This is a genomic window from Sphingomonas sp. NPDC079357 (assembly GCF_044901155.1).
Taxonomy (GTDB): domain Bacteria; phylum Pseudomonadota; class Alphaproteobacteria; order Sphingomonadales; family Sphingomonadaceae; genus Sphingomonas.
Genome location: NZ_JBJDOM010000001.1, coordinates 362938 through 382057, shown reverse-complemented (window position 1 = coordinate 382057; position 19120 = coordinate 362938). Strand labels below are relative to the sequence as shown.

Sequence of the window (19120 nt, the reverse complement as noted above, 5' to 3'; positions counted from 1 at the left end):
CGACACGCTGCGCAAGGCGCGCCGTTTCCCGGAAGCTGTGGTGATGGGTTGGATATAGGAGCGGGGAGGGGGCGTGTCAAACGGGGGCGGCGGCTATCTCCGTCATCCCGGCAAGCGATGGCGCACGAAAAAGGGGCGGCACCCGTGTGGGTGTCGCCCCTTTTCTGCTGGCGGCCGCGTCATGGAAGTGAATTCCATGACGTCGAACGAGCGGGCTTGGGCCGCTCGTCGGCCAGCCTTGCGGCGGGGCGGGCCGTGGCCCGTCACCGCCGCAACGGCTTACTTCAGCTCGACGGTCGCGCCGGCTTCTTCCAGCTGCTTCTTGACCTTCTCGGCCTCGTCCTTGCTCACGCCTTCCTTGACGGGCTTCGGCGCGCCTTCGACGAGCGCCTTGGCTTCGGTCAGGCCCAGGCCGGTGATCGCGCGGACTTCCTTGATGACGTTGATCTTCTTGCCACCGTCGCCGGTGAGGATCACGTCGAACTCGGTCTTCTCTTCAGCGGCCGGAGCAGCAGCGCCGCCGCCAGCAGCCGGCGCCGCAACCGCCGCAGCGGCCGAAACGCCCCACTTCTCTTCGAGCAGCTTCGACAGCTCGGCTGCTTCCAGGACGGTCAGTTCGCTCAGGCTCTCAACGAGCGCGTTCAGGTCTGCCATGATCTTACTTCCTAACTAAACGGGGACAGGGCCCCAATTCCAAACATCAACAGGATGCGGCCTGAAATCAGGCTGCTTCCTTCTCCGAATAAGCTGCCAGCACGCGCGCGATCTGCGCGGCCGGGGCCTGGGTGATGGTCGCCAGCTTCGTGGCAGGTGCCACGATGAGGCCGACGATCTTCGCACGCAGCTCGTCCAGCGACGGCAGCGTGGCCAGTGCCTGCACGCCCGCCACATCGAGCGGGGTCGCGCCCATCGCACCGCCGACGATCTCGAACTTGTCGGTCGTCTTGGCGAATTCGGCGGCAACCTTGGCAGCCGCGACCGGATCGGTCGAGGTCGCCAGGCCGACCGGACCGGTCAGCATGTCGCTGATCGAGCCGTAATCGGTGCCGTCGAGGGCGATTCTGGCAAGCTTGTTCTTCGAGACCTTGTAGGTCGCGCCGGCGTCCCGCATCCGGTTGCGCAAGTCGGTCGACTGCGCCACCGTCATCCCCAGGTTGCGGGTGACGACCACCACGGCAACTTCAGAGAAGGTACGGTTGAGCTCGGCGACGGCCGCGGTCTTCTGACTACGATCCATGCCATTCTCCACATTGGGAAGGAACGTGCCGAAACACGCGCCCTTCCGGGTACGAACCGCCGGCCGCGCGGATACGCGAGCGGCGGCATTGTCCAGCGATGGGGAAAATGAACGGCGACTGGCCGCACGATGATCGTGCAGGCGCAGGGGCGTCGATCCTGTCCCCGCCTCGGCGGGGAATTAAGGCCCGAAGGGGCCACCCGCTGTCTCGGACGGTGTGCCATGCCCGCAAGCGGGCCGGCGACGCGGCGGGCTATAGCGGATCGCGTGGCGTGGTCAAGCAGGTTTGCGATGTCACCAAACCGACCCCGATCTGTCGTGTGTCCGTCGTCGAACTTTCACGCTCCTGCCTTTCAACGCCGCGATAGGCGCCCGGGAGAGTTGTTTTCAGGGGATCCCGTTATGACCAGCTTGCGCCAAGATGCCGCGATCGTATTCAGCGATGGGGACGTCGACACCAATCCGTCGACGACCACGACGCTGGGTGAGCTGGTCGACCAGCGCTACTCGCGACGCCAGCTGATGGGTGGGATGAGCGCGATGACCACCGCCGCATTCGGCGCGTCCTTGCTCAGCGGTTGCGGGTCGGACGACGACAAGAAGAGCGACGCGATCACCGTATCGGACGGGACGACCGTCCAGACGCAGGGCGGGCGGGTCGTGACGCTGACCGCCACCGCCAGCCCCAACGCCACCAACACCAGCTGGTCGCAGGCGAGCGGCCCGACCGTCGCGCTGACCACCAGCGGCACCTCGGTCACCTTCGTCGCGCCCAACGTCACCGCCGCGACCAACGTGATATTGCACTTCTCCGCGAGCAACGGCAGCGCCACCAGCAAGGCGATGTCGACCGTCGTCATCAGCCCCGCGACGCTCGATTTCGCGGCCGTCGCCAAGAACAGGAACGACATCGTCACGGTGCCGGCCGGGTATACGGCATCGGTCCTTTACCGGTGCGGCGATCCGCTGGCGGCGGGGGTCGGCGCTTATGCCAACGACGGCACCGACGGCAATTTCTCGCAGCGCGCGGGCGACAATCATGATGGCATGAGCTTTTTCGGGCTCGCCGCCAGCGGCACGACGCCGGACGCCGGCAACAGCACGCGCGGGCTGCTGGCGCTGAACCATGAATATATCAACCCGGCCTATCTCCATCCCACGGGACAGACGATCGTCAATCGCGTGCGCACCGTCGAGGCCGAGGTCGTCAAGGAGATCGAGGCGCACGGCGTGTCGGTCGTCGAGGTGACGCGTGCCGGCAATACGGGGGCGTGGAGCTATGTGCAGGGCAGCAGCTTCAACCGCCGCATCACCCCGAACACGCCCGTCGCATTCAGCGGGCCGGTAAAGGGCAACGCGGCGTTGCGCACCGTCTACAGCAAGGACGGTACGACCGGGCGCGGCACGATCAACAATTGCGCGAACGGCGCCATGCCTTGGGGCACTTACGCGACCTGCGAGGAAAATTGGGCCGGCTATTTCCGGCGCGCGACCGGCGATGCCGCGATCCGGACCGCTGCGGGCAATGCCAAGCAGAACGTCTCGTTGGCGCGCTACGGCATCAGCGAGGGAGCGAGCGGCAACCATCTGTGGTCGACGGTGACGCCGACGGATGCCGGCAGCACCGTCTATCGTCGCTGGAACGCGTCGGCTTCCGCTGCGCTGGCAGCAGACGGCACCGAGGATTTCCGCAACGAACCCTATACGTTCGGCTGGGTGGTTGAGATCGACCCCTACGATCCTGCCTCGACCCCGCGCAAGCGCACCGCACTCGGCCGCTTGGCGCACGAGGGCGTGAAGTCGGGCCGGATGGTCGCGAACGTGAAGCCGGCCTTCTACATGGGCGATGACGGACGCAACGAGTATATCTACAAGTTCGTCTCGGCGACCGCCTGGTCGACGGCCGATGCGACAGCGACGAACCGGCTGGCGATTGGCGACAAATATCTGGACGATGGAACGCTTTACGTCGCGAAGTTTAACGCCGACGGGACTGGCCAATGGCTTCCGCTCGTGTTCGGGCAGAACGGGCTCAATGCGGCGAATGTGCGTTATCCGTTCGCCGATCAGGCAGACGTGCTCGCCAACGCCCGCCTCGCGGGAGACGCGCTCGGTGCGACGCCGATGGATCGCCCCGAGTGGACCGCGGTGAATCCGGTCAATGGCGAAATGTATTGCACGCTCACCAACAATTCCGGGCGGGCCGGCGTCGCGGCCAGCAGCAGCCAGCGCGCGATCGATCCGGCCAATCCGCGTGCCTATGTCGATACCCGTACCGACGGGAAGACCAATTCCGGCAACGCCAACGGCCATGTGCTTCGGCTGCGCGAGGACAATGACACGACCGAAGCGCTGACGTTTACCTGGGACGTCTACGCGTTCGGTGCGCGCGCGGGGGCGGATGCGGCGAACGTCAACCTCTCGGGCCTCGACGACACCAACGACTTTTCCTCGCCGGACGGACTGTGGTTCGGGCTGCCGACCAACGCCGCCGGTCAGGCCGCGCCGCTGCTCTTCGTCCAGACCGACGATGGCGCGTATACTGACGTCACCAATTGTATGATGCTGGTCGGGATGCCCGGCCGGGTCGGTGACGGCACGACCAAGAGCGTGACCAGCTCCTTCGGCGGTGCCGCGACCACCACGGCACGGGTCGGCGCCGCGCCCGGCGCGAAGCTGAAGCGTTTCCTCGTCGGACCAAAGGAGTGCGAGATCACCGGCATCACCTCCACCGCCGATGGTCGCTCGATCTTCATCAACATCCAGCATCCGGGTGAGGAGGGCAGCTACGACAATATCACCTCCCACTGGCCGCAAAGCCAGGCGACCGGCACCGGCACCGGCCGTCCGCGGTCGGCAACGGTGGTGATCACCAAGAATGACGGCGGGGTGGTCGGGTTCTGACGCTCTGAACGATGTGAAAACGGCGACCGTGGCTGCTTGCCACGGTCACCGTTTCGTTCTGTCGGCCGGCAGCAGGAGCGCCCCTCGCTCCGTCCGTCATTGATGCGTAGGCGGGTATCCAGACGCGCAACCCGCGCAAGAGCCACTCACGTCAGGCGTTCTGGATTTTCGCCTGCGCGAGATTGACGGAGCGGCTGAACGCCGCGCCTTATCGCCCGCGCCGTGGCCCTCCACGCGGCGCAGCGCCGCCGCCGCTGTGGCGACGCTGCGGCGGGCTGCCGGCGTTGCGGATCGGCACCGCGCCGCTCGGCATCGGCTCAATCCGCACGCCGCTCTCGTCCTCGCCGTCTGCGTTCGCCGATGCCTTGACCGCCGCCGCGAAGCGTCCCGCCAGCGCACGCGGCACCTGGAATTGCGTCTCGGTCGCGCCGATACGGATCGCACCGATCTCGGCCTTGGTGACATGCCCGCGCCGGCACAGCAGCGGCAGCACCCAGCGCGGGTCGGCGTTCTGACGCCGGCCGACGTTCATGTGGAACCACACCACGTCGTCGAAGCCGTCGCGATGACCCTTCTGCTGGTTCGCGCTCATCTCGCTACGATCGGCGAGCTCCTCTGGCGCGGGCAGGGCGGCGCGCTGCGCGGCGACCAGCGCGGCGGCGATCTCCTCGGGCGTGCGCTGCTTGAGCAGCTCGGCGGCCAGCGCCTGATCGTCCTCGTCGACCTCGACCGGCGCGAGCAGGCGTTCGAGCAACCGCTCGCGGTCCTTGGCGCGGATCGCCTCGGCGGTCGGCACCTCGCCCCATTCGGCGGCGATGCGCGCGCCACGCAGCATCATCTCGACTCGGCGACGACGCGGATACGGGACGATCAGCACCGCCGTGCCCTTCTTGCCCGCACGCCCGGTGCGCCCCGAACGGTGCTGCAAGACCTCGGCATCGCGTGGCATCTCGACATGAATGACAAGGCTAAGCGTCGGCAAATCGATCCCGCGTGCCGCGACGTCGGTCGCGACGCAAACCCGCGCACGGCGATCGCGCAGCGCCTGCAACGCATGGTTGCGCTCGTTCTGCGAATGCTCGCCCGACAGCGCCACCGCCGCGAAGCCGCGCTCCACCAGCCCGGCGTGGAGATGCCGGACATTGTCGCGCGTCGCGCAGAACAGGATCGCGGTTTCCGCCTCGTAGAAGCGCAGCAGGTTGATGACCGCGTGCTCGATCTCGGACGGCGAGACGGTCACCGCGCGATAGGTGATGTCGCCGTGCCCGCGCTGCTCGCTGACCGTCGAGATGCGCAGCGCATCGCGCTGATACGCCTTGGCCAAAGCCACGATCGGGCGGGGCAGCGTCGCGGAGAACAACAGCGTGCGGCGCTCGGTCGGCGTTTGGTCGAGCAGCGCCTGAAGATCGTCGCGGAAGCCCATGTCGAGCATCTCGTCCGCCTCGTCGAGGACGGCGGCGCGGATCTGCGACAGGTTCAGTGCGCCGCGCTCGGCATGGTCGCGCAGACGGCCCGGCGTGCCGACGACGATATGCGCGCCCTGATTGAGCGTGCGACGCTCGCGGCTGGCGTCCATGCCGCCGACGCAGGTCGCGATCCGCGCACCGGCGTAAAGCCACATCAGCTCCTTGGCGACCTGCAACGCCAGTTCGCGCGTCGGCGCGATCACCAGCGCGAGCGGCGGGCCGGCGGGCGGCAGATTGCCGTCTTCGCCCAGCAACTGCTCGGCCATCGCAAGGCCGAAGGCGACGGTCTTACCGGAGCCGGTCTGCGCGGAGACGAGCAGGTCGCGGCCATGCGCGACCTCGGCGGTCACCTCGGCCTGAACGGGGGTGAGCGCGGTGTAACCACGCGTGGCGAGCGCGCTGGCGAGCGCGGGGGGGAGATTCGGGAAGTCCATGAAGATTGCCACATGGACCTTTTGGCCGACAATTGCCAGTGGGAACGCAGCTGGACGGCACCGCGTTGGGTCAGCATTCCTGACAATCATGGAATTTCCCGCATGACGCTCCCTGCCGATCCGGTCTGGTTCATCACCGGTTGCTCGACCGGTTTCGGTCGTGAGTTGGCCAGGCTGGTGCTGGCGAAGGGCTGGCGGGTGGTGGCGACCGCGCGCGACGCGGCGCGGGTTGCGGATCTTGCTTCGGGGCAGGCGGATCGCCTGCTCGCGCTGGCGCTCGACGTCACTGACGGGAATGCGATCGCCGCGGCGGTCAGCGCCGCCGAGGCGCGGTTCGGGCGCATCGACGTGCTCGTCAACAATGCCGGCTATGGCTACCAGTCGAGCATCGAGGAGGGCGAGGAGGATGAGATCCGCGCGCAATTCGACGCCAACGTCTTCGGCTTGTTCGCGATGACGCGCGCGGTGCTGCCGGGGATGCGCGAACGCCGGCAGGGCGCGATCGTCAACATCACCTCCGTCGCCGGGCTCGTCGGCTTTCCGTCATCGGGCTATTATGCTGCGTCCAAACACGCGGTCGAGGGCTTCTCCGACGCGCTCGCCGCCGAGGTCGCGCCCCTCGGCGTTACGGTGACCTGCGTCGAGCCGGGACCGTTCCGCACCGACTGGGCAGGGCGCTCATTGCGCCAGACCGAAAGCCACATCGCTGACTATGCGGACACTGCAGCGGCGCGGATGGCAACCACCAAGGGTTATTCGGGCGACCAACCCGGCGATCCGGTGCGCGCGGGCGAGGCGATGATCGCGGCGGTCACGCGCCACACGCCGCCGCGGCATCTGGTGCTCGGCAAATGGGGCTATGACGCGGTGACAGAGCGGTTGCGGGCGCGGGTCTCGGAAATCGAGGGTCTACGCGACGAAGCGCTCGGCGCCGACTTCCCCGACGCTACCAGCGGTAGTTGAAGCTGACGCTGATCCGCTCGGCCTTTGCGGTGCTGGTCAGCACCTCGTGCCGCAGCCAGCTTTCCCACAGGAACAGCGCGCCGTCGCGCGGCTCGGCATAGACGAAGGTGCCGTCACGCGGCGGCGCGGCCATCAGCATCGGCAGTCGCGGATCCTCCAGCTTGAGCGCCCCCGATCCCTCGGGCACCGCGACATAGAAGGTGCCCGAGACGACGCTGTGCGGATGGAGGTGCCCGGAGTGTGTGCCGCCTGGCTTCATGACGTTGACCCACAGGCTGTCGAGCTTGAGCTTGCGTCCACCGAGATCGAAGCCGGCCTCCTTGGCGAAGGTGGCGACATGGCGGTCGAGCAGTTTCTTGAGATCGGCGAACACCGGATCGCGCAGCGGCAGATCGTTGAGCGAGGCATAGCTGGTATAACCCCGATAGCCATGCGCCTTTGACCAGCGTTTTCCCGCGACATCCTCCTCAGCCAGCGCGCGGCACGACGCGTCGAGATCGGCGAGCAGCGCGGTGTCGGCGACGTCGGCGTCGTAGAACAGGGTCGGGAACATCTGACGGGTCGGCATGGTACTGGTCCTATTAGATGCGATTTATGCACTGTTCGCCCTAAGCTTGCCGAAGGGCGTGTCGTCGGGGCACGTGCTTCGACAAGCTCAGCACGAACGGAGAAAAAGGGAGCGAATGTCGTCAAACGCCGTGCGCCATGGCGGACGGATAGCACCCTCACCCCAGCCGCAGCGCCACGTCGTTCATGAACCGCACGTCGTCACCCTGCGCCAGCCACTCCGCCTCTGCCGCCAGCGCACCGAGCACGTCGCTCAAGGGCTCGATCTCGCTCTTCGCATAATTGCCGAGCACATGCCCCGTTACGCGATCCTTGTGCCCCGGATGCCCGATCCCGATCCGCACGCGGCGGAAGTCGGGCCCAAGATGCTGGTCGATCGAGCGCAGCCCGTTATGCCCGGCGGTGCCGCCGCCCTGCTTCACCTTGACCTTCATCGGCGCGAGGTCGAGCTCGTCGTGGAAGACCGTCAGCGCGTCGGTGCCGAGCTTGTAGAAGCGCAACGCCTCGCCGACCGAGCGGCCGCTGTCGTTCATGAAGGTCGCGGGCTTGAGCAGCAGCACCTTGGCCGTGCCGATCCGGCCTTCCTGCAACCAGCCCTGAAATTTCTTGGCCGGCGCGGCGAAGCCATGAACTTCGGCGATCGCATCGACCGCCATGAAGCCGACATTGTGGCGGTGCATCGCATATTGCGCGCCCGGATTGCCGAGCCCCACCCACAATTGCATCGCTGATCCTTCTTTCCAAAAGCAAAGGGCAGGGGAGCGTCGCCGCTGCCCTGCCCCGAACAATGGTCCGCACGAAGTTGGCGGACCGGCGATTACTCGCCCTTGTCCTCGCCTTCGCCCTCGGCGGCAGCCGCCTCGGACTCGGCAGCCTGCGCCTCGGCCACTTCGGCGTCGGCCTGCTCGTCCGCAGCGGTCGGGACGGTCGGCGCCACCAGCGTAGCGACCGCGACCTCGCCCTCGGCGGCCGGCTTCGCGCCCTTCGGCAGCTTCAGGTCCGAGATGTGGATCGTGTCGCCGATCTCGAGACCCTTGAGCGAAACGGTGATCTCGCTGGGGATGTCGGCGGCGTCGACGACCAGCTCGACGTCATGCTGGACGATGTTGAGCACGCCATTGCCCTTCTTGATGCCCGGCGCGTCCTCTTCGTCCACGAACACGACCGGCACCGCGATCGTCACGGTCTCGTGCTCGCCGATGCGCAGGAAGTCGACGTGCGTCGGACGATCGGTGACCGGGTGGAACGCCACGTCCTTGGCCAGCGTGCGCGTGCCGTCAACCATGATGACCGAGTTCATGAAGTGGCCGGTCATCAGCGCCTTGACGAGTGCCTTCTCCTCGAGATGGATCGAGGTCGGCTCCTTGTTCTGGCCATAGATCACGGCGGGGACGCGGCCGTCGCGACGGAGTGCACGGGAGGCTCCCTTGCCAACCCGGTCACGCGTCTCGGCTGCGAGCGTAATGGTGTCGCTCATCTCAAATGCTCCGAAATACGGTGATATGCTTTCCGGACCACGCCTCCAGGGATGACCATGACCGGAAGCCCGCGCGCTTAGCGAAGCGGGGCGCGAAATGCAAGGCGTGGCCACCCTACCGCCGTCGCCCCTGCGCAGGGCCGACGGCCTCAGTACTTAACCCGCACCGCCTTCAGCCGGTACGCCCCGAGCTGGTCCTGCACGCTTCCCGCGCCCGCCAGATGCCCCGCGCCGACCGCGACGAACACCGTCCCCGGCCGCTTCATCCGCTCCGCGATCCACGTCGCCCATTGCTTGTTGCGGTCGGTGAGCAGCACCTTGGCGACCTCGGGCGAGTCCTTGAGCGACTCGTTCATCTCCTTCGCCACGCCCTCGGGCCTGCCGCTCGCCCAGGCGTCGACCAAGGTCGTGAAGGTCGTGTCGACCTTGGGCAGTTCGTCGAGCGTGCTCTCCAGCAATTGCACCTGCGCCGCCTTCGACAGCTTGCCGAACACCCCCAATTGCCCCTCGAACGTCTCCAGCCCGACGACCGGCCTGCCCGCCGCCTTCGCCGCGTCGGTCAGCACCTTTTCCGGCCCGTTCGCCGGATCGTAGCCGAGCTGGCGCACCGGCAGCAGCGACAGTGTCACCGCCGCGAACCATGGCCGCATCTTCTCGTAGACCGCCGGCTGGACCTCTCCGTCGCCCATCGCCTTGGCGAAGGCGGCGCGGTAATTGGGCGAGAGCTGCTGCGTCAGCGGCGTGCCGTTCGGGTCGAAGGCGGCGGCGCTCACCACCCGCTGCTGCGTGGCGGCATCGGGCTCGACCATCTCCAGCACCAAAGTCTGCGAGCGGTCGAACGCGGTCTTCACCGCCTCGTCGAACCACGACAGCCCCGGCTTCAGAACGTGGATCGTCCCGAACAGATAGACCGTCGTGTCCTTGTCCTTGATCACCCACAAGGCCGGGTCGGCATCCCGCGCCGACGCGGCGGGCGCGGGGGCCGGCTGCGCACAGGCAGGCAGCGGCAAGGCGAGGAGCAGCGCGGGCAGGGGAGCGACGATCTTCATGGCCCTCTCCATGCCGAGCCATTGCGCGAAAGGGAAGCGCGACGGTTTTGTTGATTCCGCGTCGCCCTTGCGCCACAGGCTCGGCCCTGTGACCGACAACATGACAGACATCAGCGCTCCCCGCCCGCTCAGCTTCCAGGCGATGATCCTGCGGCTCCACCATTATTGGTCGGAGCGCGGCTGTGCGATCCTCCAGCCCTACGACATGGAAATGGGGGCCGGCACCTTCCATCCCGCCACCACGCTGCGCGCGCTGGGGCCGGACACGTGGAACGCCGCCTATGTCCAGCCGTGCCGCCGCCCGACCGACGGCCGCTATGGCGAGAACCCCAACCGGCTCCAGCATTATTACCAATATCAGGTGATCCTGAAGCCGAGCCCGCCCGATCTGCAGGAGCTGTACCTCGGCAGCCTCGCAGCAATCGGGGTCGATACCGGGCTGCACGACATTCGCTTCGTCGAGGACGATTGGGAAAGCCCGACGCTCGGCGCATGGGGGCTGGGCTGGGAGGTCTGGTGCGATGGGATGGAGGTGACGCAATTCACCTATTTCCAGCAAATGGGCGGGTTCGACATGAAGCCGGTCGCGGGCGAGCTGACCTACGGGCTCGAACGGCTGGCGATGTACATCCAGAACGTCGACAACGTCTACGATCTGGCGTTCAACGATGCCGGCGTCTCCTATGGCGACGTGTTCCTCGAGAACGAGCGGCAGATGTCGACGTGGAATTTCGAGGTGGCCGACACCGACGCGCTGTTCGACCTGTTTAAAAAGGCCGCTGCGGAGTGCGAGCGCAGCCTCGCCGCGAAGCTGCCGATCCCGGCCTATGAGCAGGCGATCAAGGCCAGCCACACCTTCAACCTGTTGCAGGCGCGCGGCGTAATCTCGGTCGCCGAGCGGCAGGCGTATATCGGCCGGGTCCGCGATCTCGCGAAGGCGGCCTGTGCGGCGTATATGGAAAAGAACGGGTGGGTGGCGTGAGCGATTTTCTTCTCGAACTCCGCTCGGAAGAAATTCCGGCGCGGATGCAGGCCAAGGCGCGTGAGGATCTCGCGCGGCTGTTCGCGGCCGAGCTGGCGAAGGCCGGACTTACCGCCGCCGCAACCGTCACTTACGCCACGCCGCGCCGCCTCGCGCTGATCCTGCGCGACCTGCCCGACGCTACCGAGGCGGTCAGCGAGGAAGTGAAGGGCCCGCGCGCGTCCGCGCCGCCGCAGGCGCTCGAAGGCTTCCTCCGCAAGACCGGGCTCACCGCCGAGCAGCTCACCGAGCGTGACGGCGTGCTCTACGCGATCACCCAAAAGCCCGGCCGCGCCACCGCAGACGTGCTTGCCGAGGCGATCCCCGCCGTCATCCGCGCCTTCCCGTGGCCCAAGTCGATGCGCTGGGGCGATGCCTCGCTGTCGACCGAAAGCCTGCGCTGGGTCCGACCGCTGCAAGGCATCGTCGCGTTGCTCGGCGAGCAGGTCGTGCCGGTATCGATCGCCGGGATCGACAGCGGCGCGGCGACGCTCGGGCATCGCTTCCACCATCCGGGCGCGATCACGATCGGCTCGGCGGCAGATTATGTCGAGAAGCTGCGCGCCTGCCACGTCATCGTCGATCAGGACGAGCGCGCCGCGCTGATCCGCGACCACGCGACCGCGCTTGCCGCCGACGCCGGGCTGGTGCTGGTCGAGGACGAGGGGCTGGTCGCGGAGAATGCCGGGCTGACCGAATGGCCGGTGCCGCTGCTCGGCCGCTTCGATGCCGACTTCCTGTCGGTGCCGCCCGAGGTCATCCAGTTGACCGCGCGCGTAAACCAGAAATATTTCGTGTGCCGCGACGGGACGGGCAAGCTGGCGAACGCGTTTGTCTGTACCGCTAACATCGACGCGCATGACGGCGGCGCGAAGATCGTCGAGGGCAACCGCAAGGTGCTCGCCGCGCGGCTGAGTGACGCGCGCTTCTTCTACGACACCGATCTTAAGGCGCCGCTGGAGGAGCAGGCCAAGAAGCTCGACCGGATCGTCTTCCACGAAAAGCTGGGCACGGTCGCCGACAAGGTCGAGCGCGTCGCCAAGCTGGCGCGCTGGCTGGTGGAGGAAGGTGCGGTCGGCACGCCTGACCTCGCCGACAAGGCCGAGCGCGCCGCGCGGCTCGCGAAGGCCGATCTCGTCACCGGCATGGTCGGCGAGTTCCCCGAATTGCAGGGCCTGATGGGCGGCTATTACGCCGCCGCGCAGGGCGAGGACGAGGCGGTCGCCAATGCGATCCGCGATCATTACAAGCCAGTCGGGCAGGGCGATGACGCGCCGACCGACCCGGTGACAGTCGCTGTAGCGCTGGCGGACAAGCTGGACAGCCTCCAGCAGTTCTTTGCGATCGGACAGGCGCCGACCGGTTCAAAGGATCCGTTCGCGCTTCGTCGCTCGGCGCTGGGTGTCATCCGCCTGATTACCGAAAACAACCTGCGCTATCGTGTGCCGACCGATCTGCTCGACTTCTTCGCCGATCGCCTCAAGGTCCAGCAACGCGAGGCCGGCGTCCGCCACGACCTGATCGACGCGGTGTTCGCGCTCGGCGGCGAGGACGATCTCGTCCGCCTGCTCGCCCGCGTCCGCGCGCTCCAGTCGTTCGTCACCACGGATGACGGCGCGAACCTGCTCGCCGGCTACAAGCGCGCCGCCAATATCCTCAAGAAGGAAGGCGTCGGCGCGGACGCAACGCTCGCCGCCCCGCAGGAAGCGCTGTCCTACACGCCCGAAAAGGACGAAGCTGCGCTGATCGCTGCGCTCGATGCTGCCGAACCCGCCGCCGCGCAGGCGATCGAGCGCGAGGATTTTGAGGGCGCGATGGCGGCGCTCGCGTCGCTCCGCGCACCGATCGACGCGTTCTTTGATAGCGTTACCGTCAACGACAGCGACCCGCAAAAGCGTTCAACACGTTTAATCCTGCTGGCGCGCGTTCGCGCCGCAGTGCACAAGGTGGCCGATTTTTCGAGAATCGAGGGCTGACGACCACCGCGCCAGCGTCTCAACTTTCGCAACATTCGCGCCGCCCGCCGACGCAAGATCAAGGACTTGTCACGATGACCCAGCGTTACGTCTATCGCTTCGGTGGCGGCGTCTCCGACGGGGGCAAGGGCGACAAGAATTTGCTCGGCGGCAAGGGCGCGAACCTCGCCGAGATGGCGTCGATCGACCTGCCGGTGCCGCCGGGGTTCACGATCTCGACCGCGATGTGCGCTCGTTACTATGATGAGGGCGAGCGCTTCCCCGAGTCGCTCAAGGCCGAGGTCGCTGAGGGCATCGCGCATATCGAGCGGATCACCGGCAAGCGCTTTGGCGACGCCGCCGATCCGCTGCTGGTGTCGGTGCGCTCCGGCGCGCGCGTCTCGATGCCGGGGATGATGGACACCGTCCTCAACCTCGGGCTCAACGATGCGACGGTCGAGGGGCTGGCGAAGACCAGCGGCGACGAGCGGTTCGCCTGGGACAGCTATCGCCGCTTCATCCAGATGTATTCGGACGTGGTGCTCGAACTTGATCACGGCGCGTTCGAGGAAGCGCTGGAGATCGCCAAGGAGGATCGCGGCTATACGCTCGATACCGAGCTGTCGGCGGCGGACTGGCGCGAACTGGTCGCCGAATACAAGGGCGTCGTCGAGAAGGAATGGGGCAAGCCATTCCCGCAGGACGTGCATGACCAATTGTGGGGCGCGGTCGGCGCGGTGTTCGGCTCGTGGCAGTCGGAGCGCGCCAAGGTCTATCGCCGCCTCAACCACATTCCCGGTGACTGGGGCACTGCGGTCAATGTGCAGGCGATGGTGTTCGGCAACATGGGCGACACCAGCGCGACCGGCGTCGCCTTCACCCGCGATCCCGCCAAGGGCGACCGCGCCTATTACGGCGAATTCCTCATCAACGCGCAGGGCGAGGACGTCGTCGCCGGCATCCGCACCCCGCAATATCTGACGAAGGCGGCGCGCGAGGAGGCGGGGGCAAAACCGCTGTCGATGGAAGAGGCGCTGCCGGAGGTGTATACCGAGCTGGCGGCGGTCTTCGACAAGCTCGAGACCCACTATCGCGACATGCAGGACATCGAGTTCACGGTCGAGCGCGGTAAGCTGTGGATGCTCCAGACCCGCTCGGGCAAGCGCACCGCCAAGGCCGCGCTCAAGATCGCGGTCGAAATGGCGAGCGAGGGGCTGATCACGCGCGAGGAAGCGATCGCACGCGTCGACCCGCAGGCGCTCGACCAGTTGCTCCACCCGACGCTCGATCCGAACGCGCCCCGCGACGTGCTGACCAAGGGGCTGCCCGCCTCGCCGGGCGCGGCCAGCGGTCTGGTCGTGTTCGATGCCGACACCGCCGAGCGGATGGCGGCGGACGGTAAGGCGGTGATCCTCGTCCGCACCGAAACCAGCCCCGAGGACATACACGGGATGCACGCCGCAAAGGGCATCCTCACCGCGCGCGGCGGGATGACCAGCCACGCCGCGGTGGTGGCGCGGGGGATGGGGCGGCCGTGCGTCTCGGGCGCTGGATCGCTGTCGATCTCGGCCAAGGACAAGGTGTTGCGCTGTGCTGGCCGCGAGGTGCGTGAGGGCGATACGCTGACAATCGACGGGGCGACCGGCGAGGTGATGGTTGGCGAGGTCGCGACGATCCAGCCCGAGCTGGCCGGCGATTTCGGGACGTTGATGGAATGGGCCGATGGCGTGCGCCGCCTCAAGGTCCGCGCCAATGCCGAGACGCCGCTCGACTGCCGCACCGCGCGCGACTTCGGCGCGGAGGGAGTCGGGCTGTGCCGCACCGAACATATGTTCTTCGACGCCGCGCGGATCACCGCGGTTCGCCAGATGATCCTCGCCGAGGACGAGGCAGGGCGGCGCGCGGCGCTGGAGAAACTGCTCCCCGAACAGCGTGCCGATTTCACCGCGATCTTCGAGGTGATGGCGGGACTACCGGTGACGGTGCGGTTGCTCGACCCGCCGCTTCACGAATTCCTTCCGCACGAGGAGAATGAGTTCGCCGAGGTGGGACGCGCGACCGGACTGTCGGTCGAGCAGCTGAAGCGTCGCGCCGCCGAGCTGCACGAATTCAACCCGATGCTCGGGCATCGCGGTTGCCGGCTGGGCGTGACCTATCCCGAGATCTACGAAATGCAGGCGCGCGCGATCTTTGAGGCGGCGATCGACGTCGCCGAGAAATCCGGTGAGGCGCCGATCCCCGAGGTGATGATCCCGCTCGTCGGCACCAAGCGCGAATTGGAGTTGATGAAGACCGTCGTCGACGCTGCCGCAAAGGCGGTGTTCGCGGAACGCGGCAGGACTCTGGACTATCTGGTCGGCACGATGATCGAGCTGCCGCGCGCCGCGCTGCGCGCGGGCGAGATCGCTGAAGCGGGCGAGTTCTTCTCGTTCGGCACCAACGACCTAACGCAGACCACGCTCGGCGTCAGCCGCGACGACGCCAGCCGCTTCCTCGGCGCCTATGTCGAAAAGGGCATTTACGCACGCGACCCGTTCGTCAGCCTTGACGTCGAGGGCGTCGGCGAATTGGTCGAGATCGCCGCCGAGCGCGGGCGCAAGACACGCCCGGACATCAAGCTCGGCATCTGCGGCGAGCATGGCGGTGATCCGGCATCAATTGCCTTCTGTGAACAGGTCGGGCTCGATTACGTCTCCGCTTCGCCATACCGCGTGCCGATCGCGCGACTGGCGGCAGCGCAGGCTGCGCTCAAGGCGGGGTCGTGATCGTTCGGCTCGGCATCACGGCACTCGCCGGCACCGTATGTTGGTCGGCTCCGGCATTCGCTGCGGTGACGATCGGGGCGCAGATCGTCGACACCCGGTTGACCGGGACGATCGCTGCCGCCCCGGTGGGTTCTTCGGGGAGCGACGCTGGCACACGTGCGGGACGGGTAAGTGCCTCCGCGCAATTGGTCGAACGCGGTGCAAACGGCTTCCCTGCGGTGCGCGGACGATCTTCGGTGGTCGCGGACTTGAGCAGTGCCGAACGCGGGCGGGTGACGTTTCAGCGATCGTTGATGCCGGGGGATATCGACACCGGGAACGAGATTGCGTTGAGCAGTGCCACGTTCCGCTACCTTTTCACTACCGACGAGCAGACGTGGTTCGCGGTGGACTGGGGTGTCGGCGCCTATGGTGACGGCGTGGACGGCCAAATGCCGGGACAAGCCTTGTCGCTCGCTGTGCGCGACGGTGGTGCGTCGCTGCTGCGGATCGGAACGCTGGGGGACGGCGCGAACGGATCGCGGCAGGTGCTGCTCGGGCCGGGCAGTTATGAACTGCGGATTGATGATGCATTTGCTCCGGTCGCATCGGCGGGCCGCACCAGTGGCTTGTCGAGCCAGTATAGTTTCACGATGCGCGCCGTGCCCGAACCGGGCACATGGGCGCTGATGCTGATCGGCTTCGGCGCGATCGGTACCACGCTGCGGCGAAAAATACCCACCAGATTCGCGGTGCGGGCATGATCGAGCGCTTGTTTCGGGGCCCACGGTATCAAGGTGGGCACCGAAACGAGTAGCACGGCGATCGTCAACCCTTAGATGAAACCACGATCGCGCGGGTGGCCGGGGGTCAGACGATCACCGTCGTAGCGGTCACCGTCGAAAGGCCGATCTTCGCGGACGAAGCGTTCTTCGGTGATCGGGCGGGCGGCGGACAGTCGGCTGTTCTCGCGCTCCAGTTCATCGTTTTCGCGCTTCAGCTCCGCCACCCGCTCATTGGCGAGATCGCGCTCGCGTTCCAGCTCGGTCATTCGCGTGCCAACCGTTCCGTGATCGCGCTCCAGCTCGGCGGCGCGTTTCGTGGCGGTGTCGTGGTCACGCTCCAGTTCGTTGACACGCTTGCTGGTCACGGCATGGGCGTCGCGTACGGTCACATAGCGCGCCTTCCACTTGCGCCCGCCGGGGTGGCTGGCCAGACCGAACAGCCAGCCGGCAACCAGCGCGATCGCCAGCGCGATATATTGCGTCGTCGTGGTGAACAGCATGACAAAACTCCACTCCTGTTCCCGGCTGAACGACGAAGCGGGGCGGCTGTTCCTACGGCTTGGCGTTGATGAAGGAGTCGTTGAGGGAGCAGGCCGCCGGACCGAGAATGACGACAAACAGCACCGGGAGGATGAACATGATAAGCGGCACCGTCATGATCGCCGGCAATCGCGCCGCCTTTTCTTCGGCCCGCATCATCCGTTCGTGACGGAATTCCGCCGAGAGCACGCGCAGGGCGCTGGCGAGCGGTGTACCGTATTTCTCGGTCTGGATCATCGTCGTCACCACACCACGCACCGCATCAAGGTCGACGCGGTTGGCGAGATTTTCAAATGCCTGACGCCGGTCGGTCAAAAAGCCAAGCTCGATCGCGGTCAGCGCGAATTCCTCGCCGAGTTCTGAATAGGCCTTGCCCAGTTCGCGAGAGACCCGGTGGAAGGCCGCGTCAACGGTCAATCCGGCCTCCGCGCAGATTACCAGCAAGTCGAGTGCGTCCGGCAACCCCTTGCGGATGCCATCGGTGCGCTTGGTGATCTTATTCTTGAGGAAGATGTCGGGTGCCTTGTAGGCGAGCACGAAGGTCCCCGCCACCAACCCGTAGCGCTTGAGTGCGCCCCAATCGGGAAAGGCGTCGAGCAGATACACCCAGACGACCATGATGCCGCCGAACACGATCGGCAGCACCAGCCGGCCGAAGATGACGGCGACCGCCCATTCCTTGTTGCGGATGCCGGCCTGGATCAGCTTGCGCTGCGCCTCCTTGACCTGTTCGTCCTGCAAGACGCGCAACGACGACAACAGGGCGCGAACGCGATCGGCGGCGTTGCTCTGGTGGACCAGCTTGGTGCGGCGTTTCGCGGTCGAGGCGGTGATGCCCGCCTTCAACTGTTCGCGCCGGTCGATGAGCGCCCGCACGCGACGCGTCATTGGATCGCGCAGGCTGCGCGTCGCATAAGCCACCACCAGCAGCGCCGCGCCGAACACGGGCAGCAAGGTGAGGATCATCAAGACGTCGAGGCCGAAGATGATGGGCATATCAGATCTCGAAGCTCACCATACGAGCCATGATGAAGGCGCCGATCGCCATCCAGATCAGGCCACCGACCGCCGTGATCGTCAGCCGCATGTCACTGAAGAACGTCTGCATGTACGGCGGATTGATGGTGTAGATCAGCCCGAAGACGATGAACGGCAGCGAGCCGATGATATAGGCCGATGCCTTCGATTCCGATGACATCGCCTTGATCTTCAGCTTCATCTGCCCGCGCTGACGCAGCACGGTGGCGAGGTTCTGGAGCGTTTCGGCCAAATTGCCGCCGGTCTCGCGCTGGATCGAAATCGTGATGACGAAGAACTGGAATTCGGCGGTCATCAGCCGGTCGGCGGTTTCCTGCAAGGCGACGTCCATCGAGCGGCCGATCCGCATCTTGTCCGACACCGATCGAAACTCCTCGCCGACGGGGCCGGGAACCTCGGCGGCAACGACCTGCATCGTCTCCGATATCGGCAGGCCGGAGCGCAGGCCGCGCACCAGCAACTCGATCGCGTCGGGAAATTTGCTGATGAAGGCGGCAATGCGGCGCTTGATGAGGAATGCCACCGCGAGATGCGGTATCACCGCGCCGAGCAGCATCGCGACGAACAGCGCGATCAGCACCGGCACACCCTCGATCGCCAGCAGCAACAGGGTGACGATCCCGATCGTCGCCGCGGCGATGCCATATTGGCCGACCGTCCACGGCTTTCCCGTCATCGACAGCCGCTTCCGCAATTCAGCGGCATTGGGCAGGATGCGCGTTACCGCCAGGTCGGCGCGGGTCGCGCTGCGCCCGGTGATGCGGCGCATCTGCGCCTCGATCGTGTTGGTGGGCGCGGGCACGTGTCGCTCGCGCAGCACCGCCAGCCGACGCGTCGTCGCCTTTTGCGTCGACGGCGCGGCCAGCGCGAAAACGAGCAGCCCGAGCGTGAGCGCGCCTGCCAGCAGCAGGAGGATCAGCGTAGACATGGGGGCTCCGCG

The 19120-nt window shown here is 66.5% G+C and carries 16 protein-coding genes; 6 read left to right on the top strand and 10 right to left on the bottom strand.

All coding sequences use genetic code 11. The features are described from left to right. Positions 1–279 precede the first annotated feature (279 nt). Positions 280–654: a 50S ribosomal protein L7/L12 gene (gene rplL, locus ACI2JO_RS01700; protein WP_184034227.1), complete on the bottom strand. Its 375-nt coding sequence runs from the start codon at positions 652–654 to the stop codon at positions 280–282. Positions 655–721: 67 nt separating this feature from the next. Beyond that, entirely contained in the window at positions 722–1237 is a 516-nt protein-coding gene (gene rplJ, locus ACI2JO_RS01695; protein WP_028965446.1) for a 50S ribosomal protein L10, read from the bottom strand. Positions 1238–1639: 402 nt separating this feature from the next. Between rplJ and ACI2JO_RS01690 the strand changes: the two genes are divergently transcribed. Next, entirely contained in the window at positions 1640–4141 is a 2502-nt protein-coding gene (locus tag ACI2JO_RS01690; protein WP_404719023.1) for an alkaline phosphatase PhoX, read from the top strand. Positions 4142–4349: 208 nt separating this feature from the next. Here ACI2JO_RS01690 and ACI2JO_RS01685 read toward each other — a convergent pair whose 3' ends face one another. Beyond that, positions 4350–6041 carry a DEAD/DEAH box helicase gene (locus tag ACI2JO_RS01685; RefSeq protein WP_404720306.1) on the bottom strand — a complete coding sequence of 564 codons (1692 nt, stop codon included), beginning with the start codon at positions 6039–6041 and terminating at the stop codon, positions 4350–4352. A 102-nt stretch (positions 6042–6143) separates the two neighbouring features. Between ACI2JO_RS01685 and ACI2JO_RS01680 the strand changes: the two genes are divergently transcribed. Then, positions 6144–7004 carry an oxidoreductase gene (locus ACI2JO_RS01680; RefSeq protein WP_404719022.1) on the top strand — a complete coding sequence of 287 codons (861 nt, stop codon included), beginning with the start codon at positions 6144–6146 and terminating at the stop codon, positions 7002–7004. Here the strand turns inward: ACI2JO_RS01680 and ACI2JO_RS01675 are convergent. From ACI2JO_RS01675 to ACI2JO_RS01660, 4 genes are all read right to left on the bottom strand, one after another. Next, positions 6988–7572: a TIGR02466 family protein gene (locus ACI2JO_RS01675; protein WP_404719021.1), complete on the bottom strand. Its 585-nt coding sequence runs from the start codon at positions 7570–7572 to the stop codon at positions 6988–6990. The two genes, ACI2JO_RS01680 and ACI2JO_RS01675, sit on opposite strands and share 17 nt — an antisense overlap. A gap of 157 nt (positions 7573–7729) precedes the next feature. Then, positions 7730–8296 (bottom strand): aminoacyl-tRNA hydrolase, encoded by a 567-nt coding sequence (pth, locus tag ACI2JO_RS01670; RefSeq protein ID WP_404719020.1) that lies wholly within the window; start codon positions 8294–8296, stop codon positions 7730–7732. Between the two features lie 92 nt (positions 8297–8388). Next, positions 8389–9048, bottom strand: coding sequence for a 50S ribosomal protein L25/general stress protein Ctc (locus ACI2JO_RS01665; protein WP_404719019.1), 660 nt, complete (start codon positions 9046–9048; stop codon positions 8389–8391). Positions 9049–9197: 149 nt separating this feature from the next. Further along, positions 9198–10097, bottom strand: a complete 900-nt coding sequence (locus tag ACI2JO_RS01660; RefSeq protein WP_404719018.1) for a TraB/GumN family protein — start codon at positions 10095–10097, stop codon at positions 9198–9200. 100 nt (positions 10098–10197) lie between these two features. Here ACI2JO_RS01660 and ACI2JO_RS01655 point away from each other — a divergent pair, with 100 nt between their 5' ends. The 4 genes from ACI2JO_RS01655 (at position 10198) to ACI2JO_RS01640 (ending at position 16581) form a co-directional block, all read left to right on the top strand. After that, positions 10198–11079 (top strand): glycine--tRNA ligase subunit alpha, encoded by an 882-nt coding sequence (locus tag ACI2JO_RS01655; protein ID WP_404720305.1) that lies wholly within the window; start codon positions 10198–10200, stop codon positions 11077–11079. Next, the gene (gene glyS, locus ACI2JO_RS01650) at positions 11076–13094 is read left to right on the top strand and encodes a glycine--tRNA ligase subunit beta (RefSeq protein ID WP_404719017.1); all 2019 of its coding nucleotides are present in this window, start codon (positions 11076–11078) and stop codon (positions 13092–13094) included. The genes ACI2JO_RS01655 and glyS overlap by 4 nt, the downstream gene beginning before the upstream one ends. A 74-nt stretch (positions 13095–13168) precedes the next feature. Further along, positions 13169–15838: a pyruvate, phosphate dikinase gene (gene ppdK / locus ACI2JO_RS01645; RefSeq protein WP_404719016.1), complete on the top strand. Its 2670-nt coding sequence runs from the start codon at positions 13169–13171 to the stop codon at positions 15836–15838. Next, positions 15835–16581 carry a PEPxxWA-CTERM sorting domain-containing protein gene (locus ACI2JO_RS01640; RefSeq protein ID WP_404719015.1) on the top strand — a complete coding sequence of 249 codons (747 nt, stop codon included), beginning with the start codon at positions 15835–15837 and terminating at the stop codon, positions 16579–16581. Before ppdK ends, ACI2JO_RS01640 begins: the two co-directional genes overlap by 4 nt. Positions 16582–16652: 71 nt before the next feature. On the opposite strand, the gene ACI2JO_RS01635 is transcribed toward ACI2JO_RS01640, so the two are convergent. Genes ACI2JO_RS01635 through ACI2JO_RS01625 form a run of 3 tightly spaced genes read right to left on the bottom strand, consistent with a single transcriptional unit; the run spans position 16653 to position 19108 of the window. Further along, entirely contained in the window at positions 16653–17102 is a 450-nt protein-coding gene (locus ACI2JO_RS01635) for a hypothetical protein (RefSeq protein WP_404719014.1), read from the bottom strand. Between the two features lie 52 nt (positions 17103–17154). Then, positions 17155–18138, bottom strand: coding sequence for a type II secretion system F family protein (locus ACI2JO_RS01630; RefSeq protein ID WP_404719013.1), 984 nt, complete (start codon positions 18136–18138; stop codon positions 17155–17157). A gap of 1 nt (position 18139) precedes the next feature. Continuing rightward, positions 18140–19108, bottom strand: coding sequence for a type II secretion system F family protein (locus ACI2JO_RS01625; RefSeq protein ID WP_404719012.1), 969 nt, complete (start codon positions 19106–19108; stop codon positions 18140–18142). Positions 19109–19120: the final 12 nt, after the last annotated feature.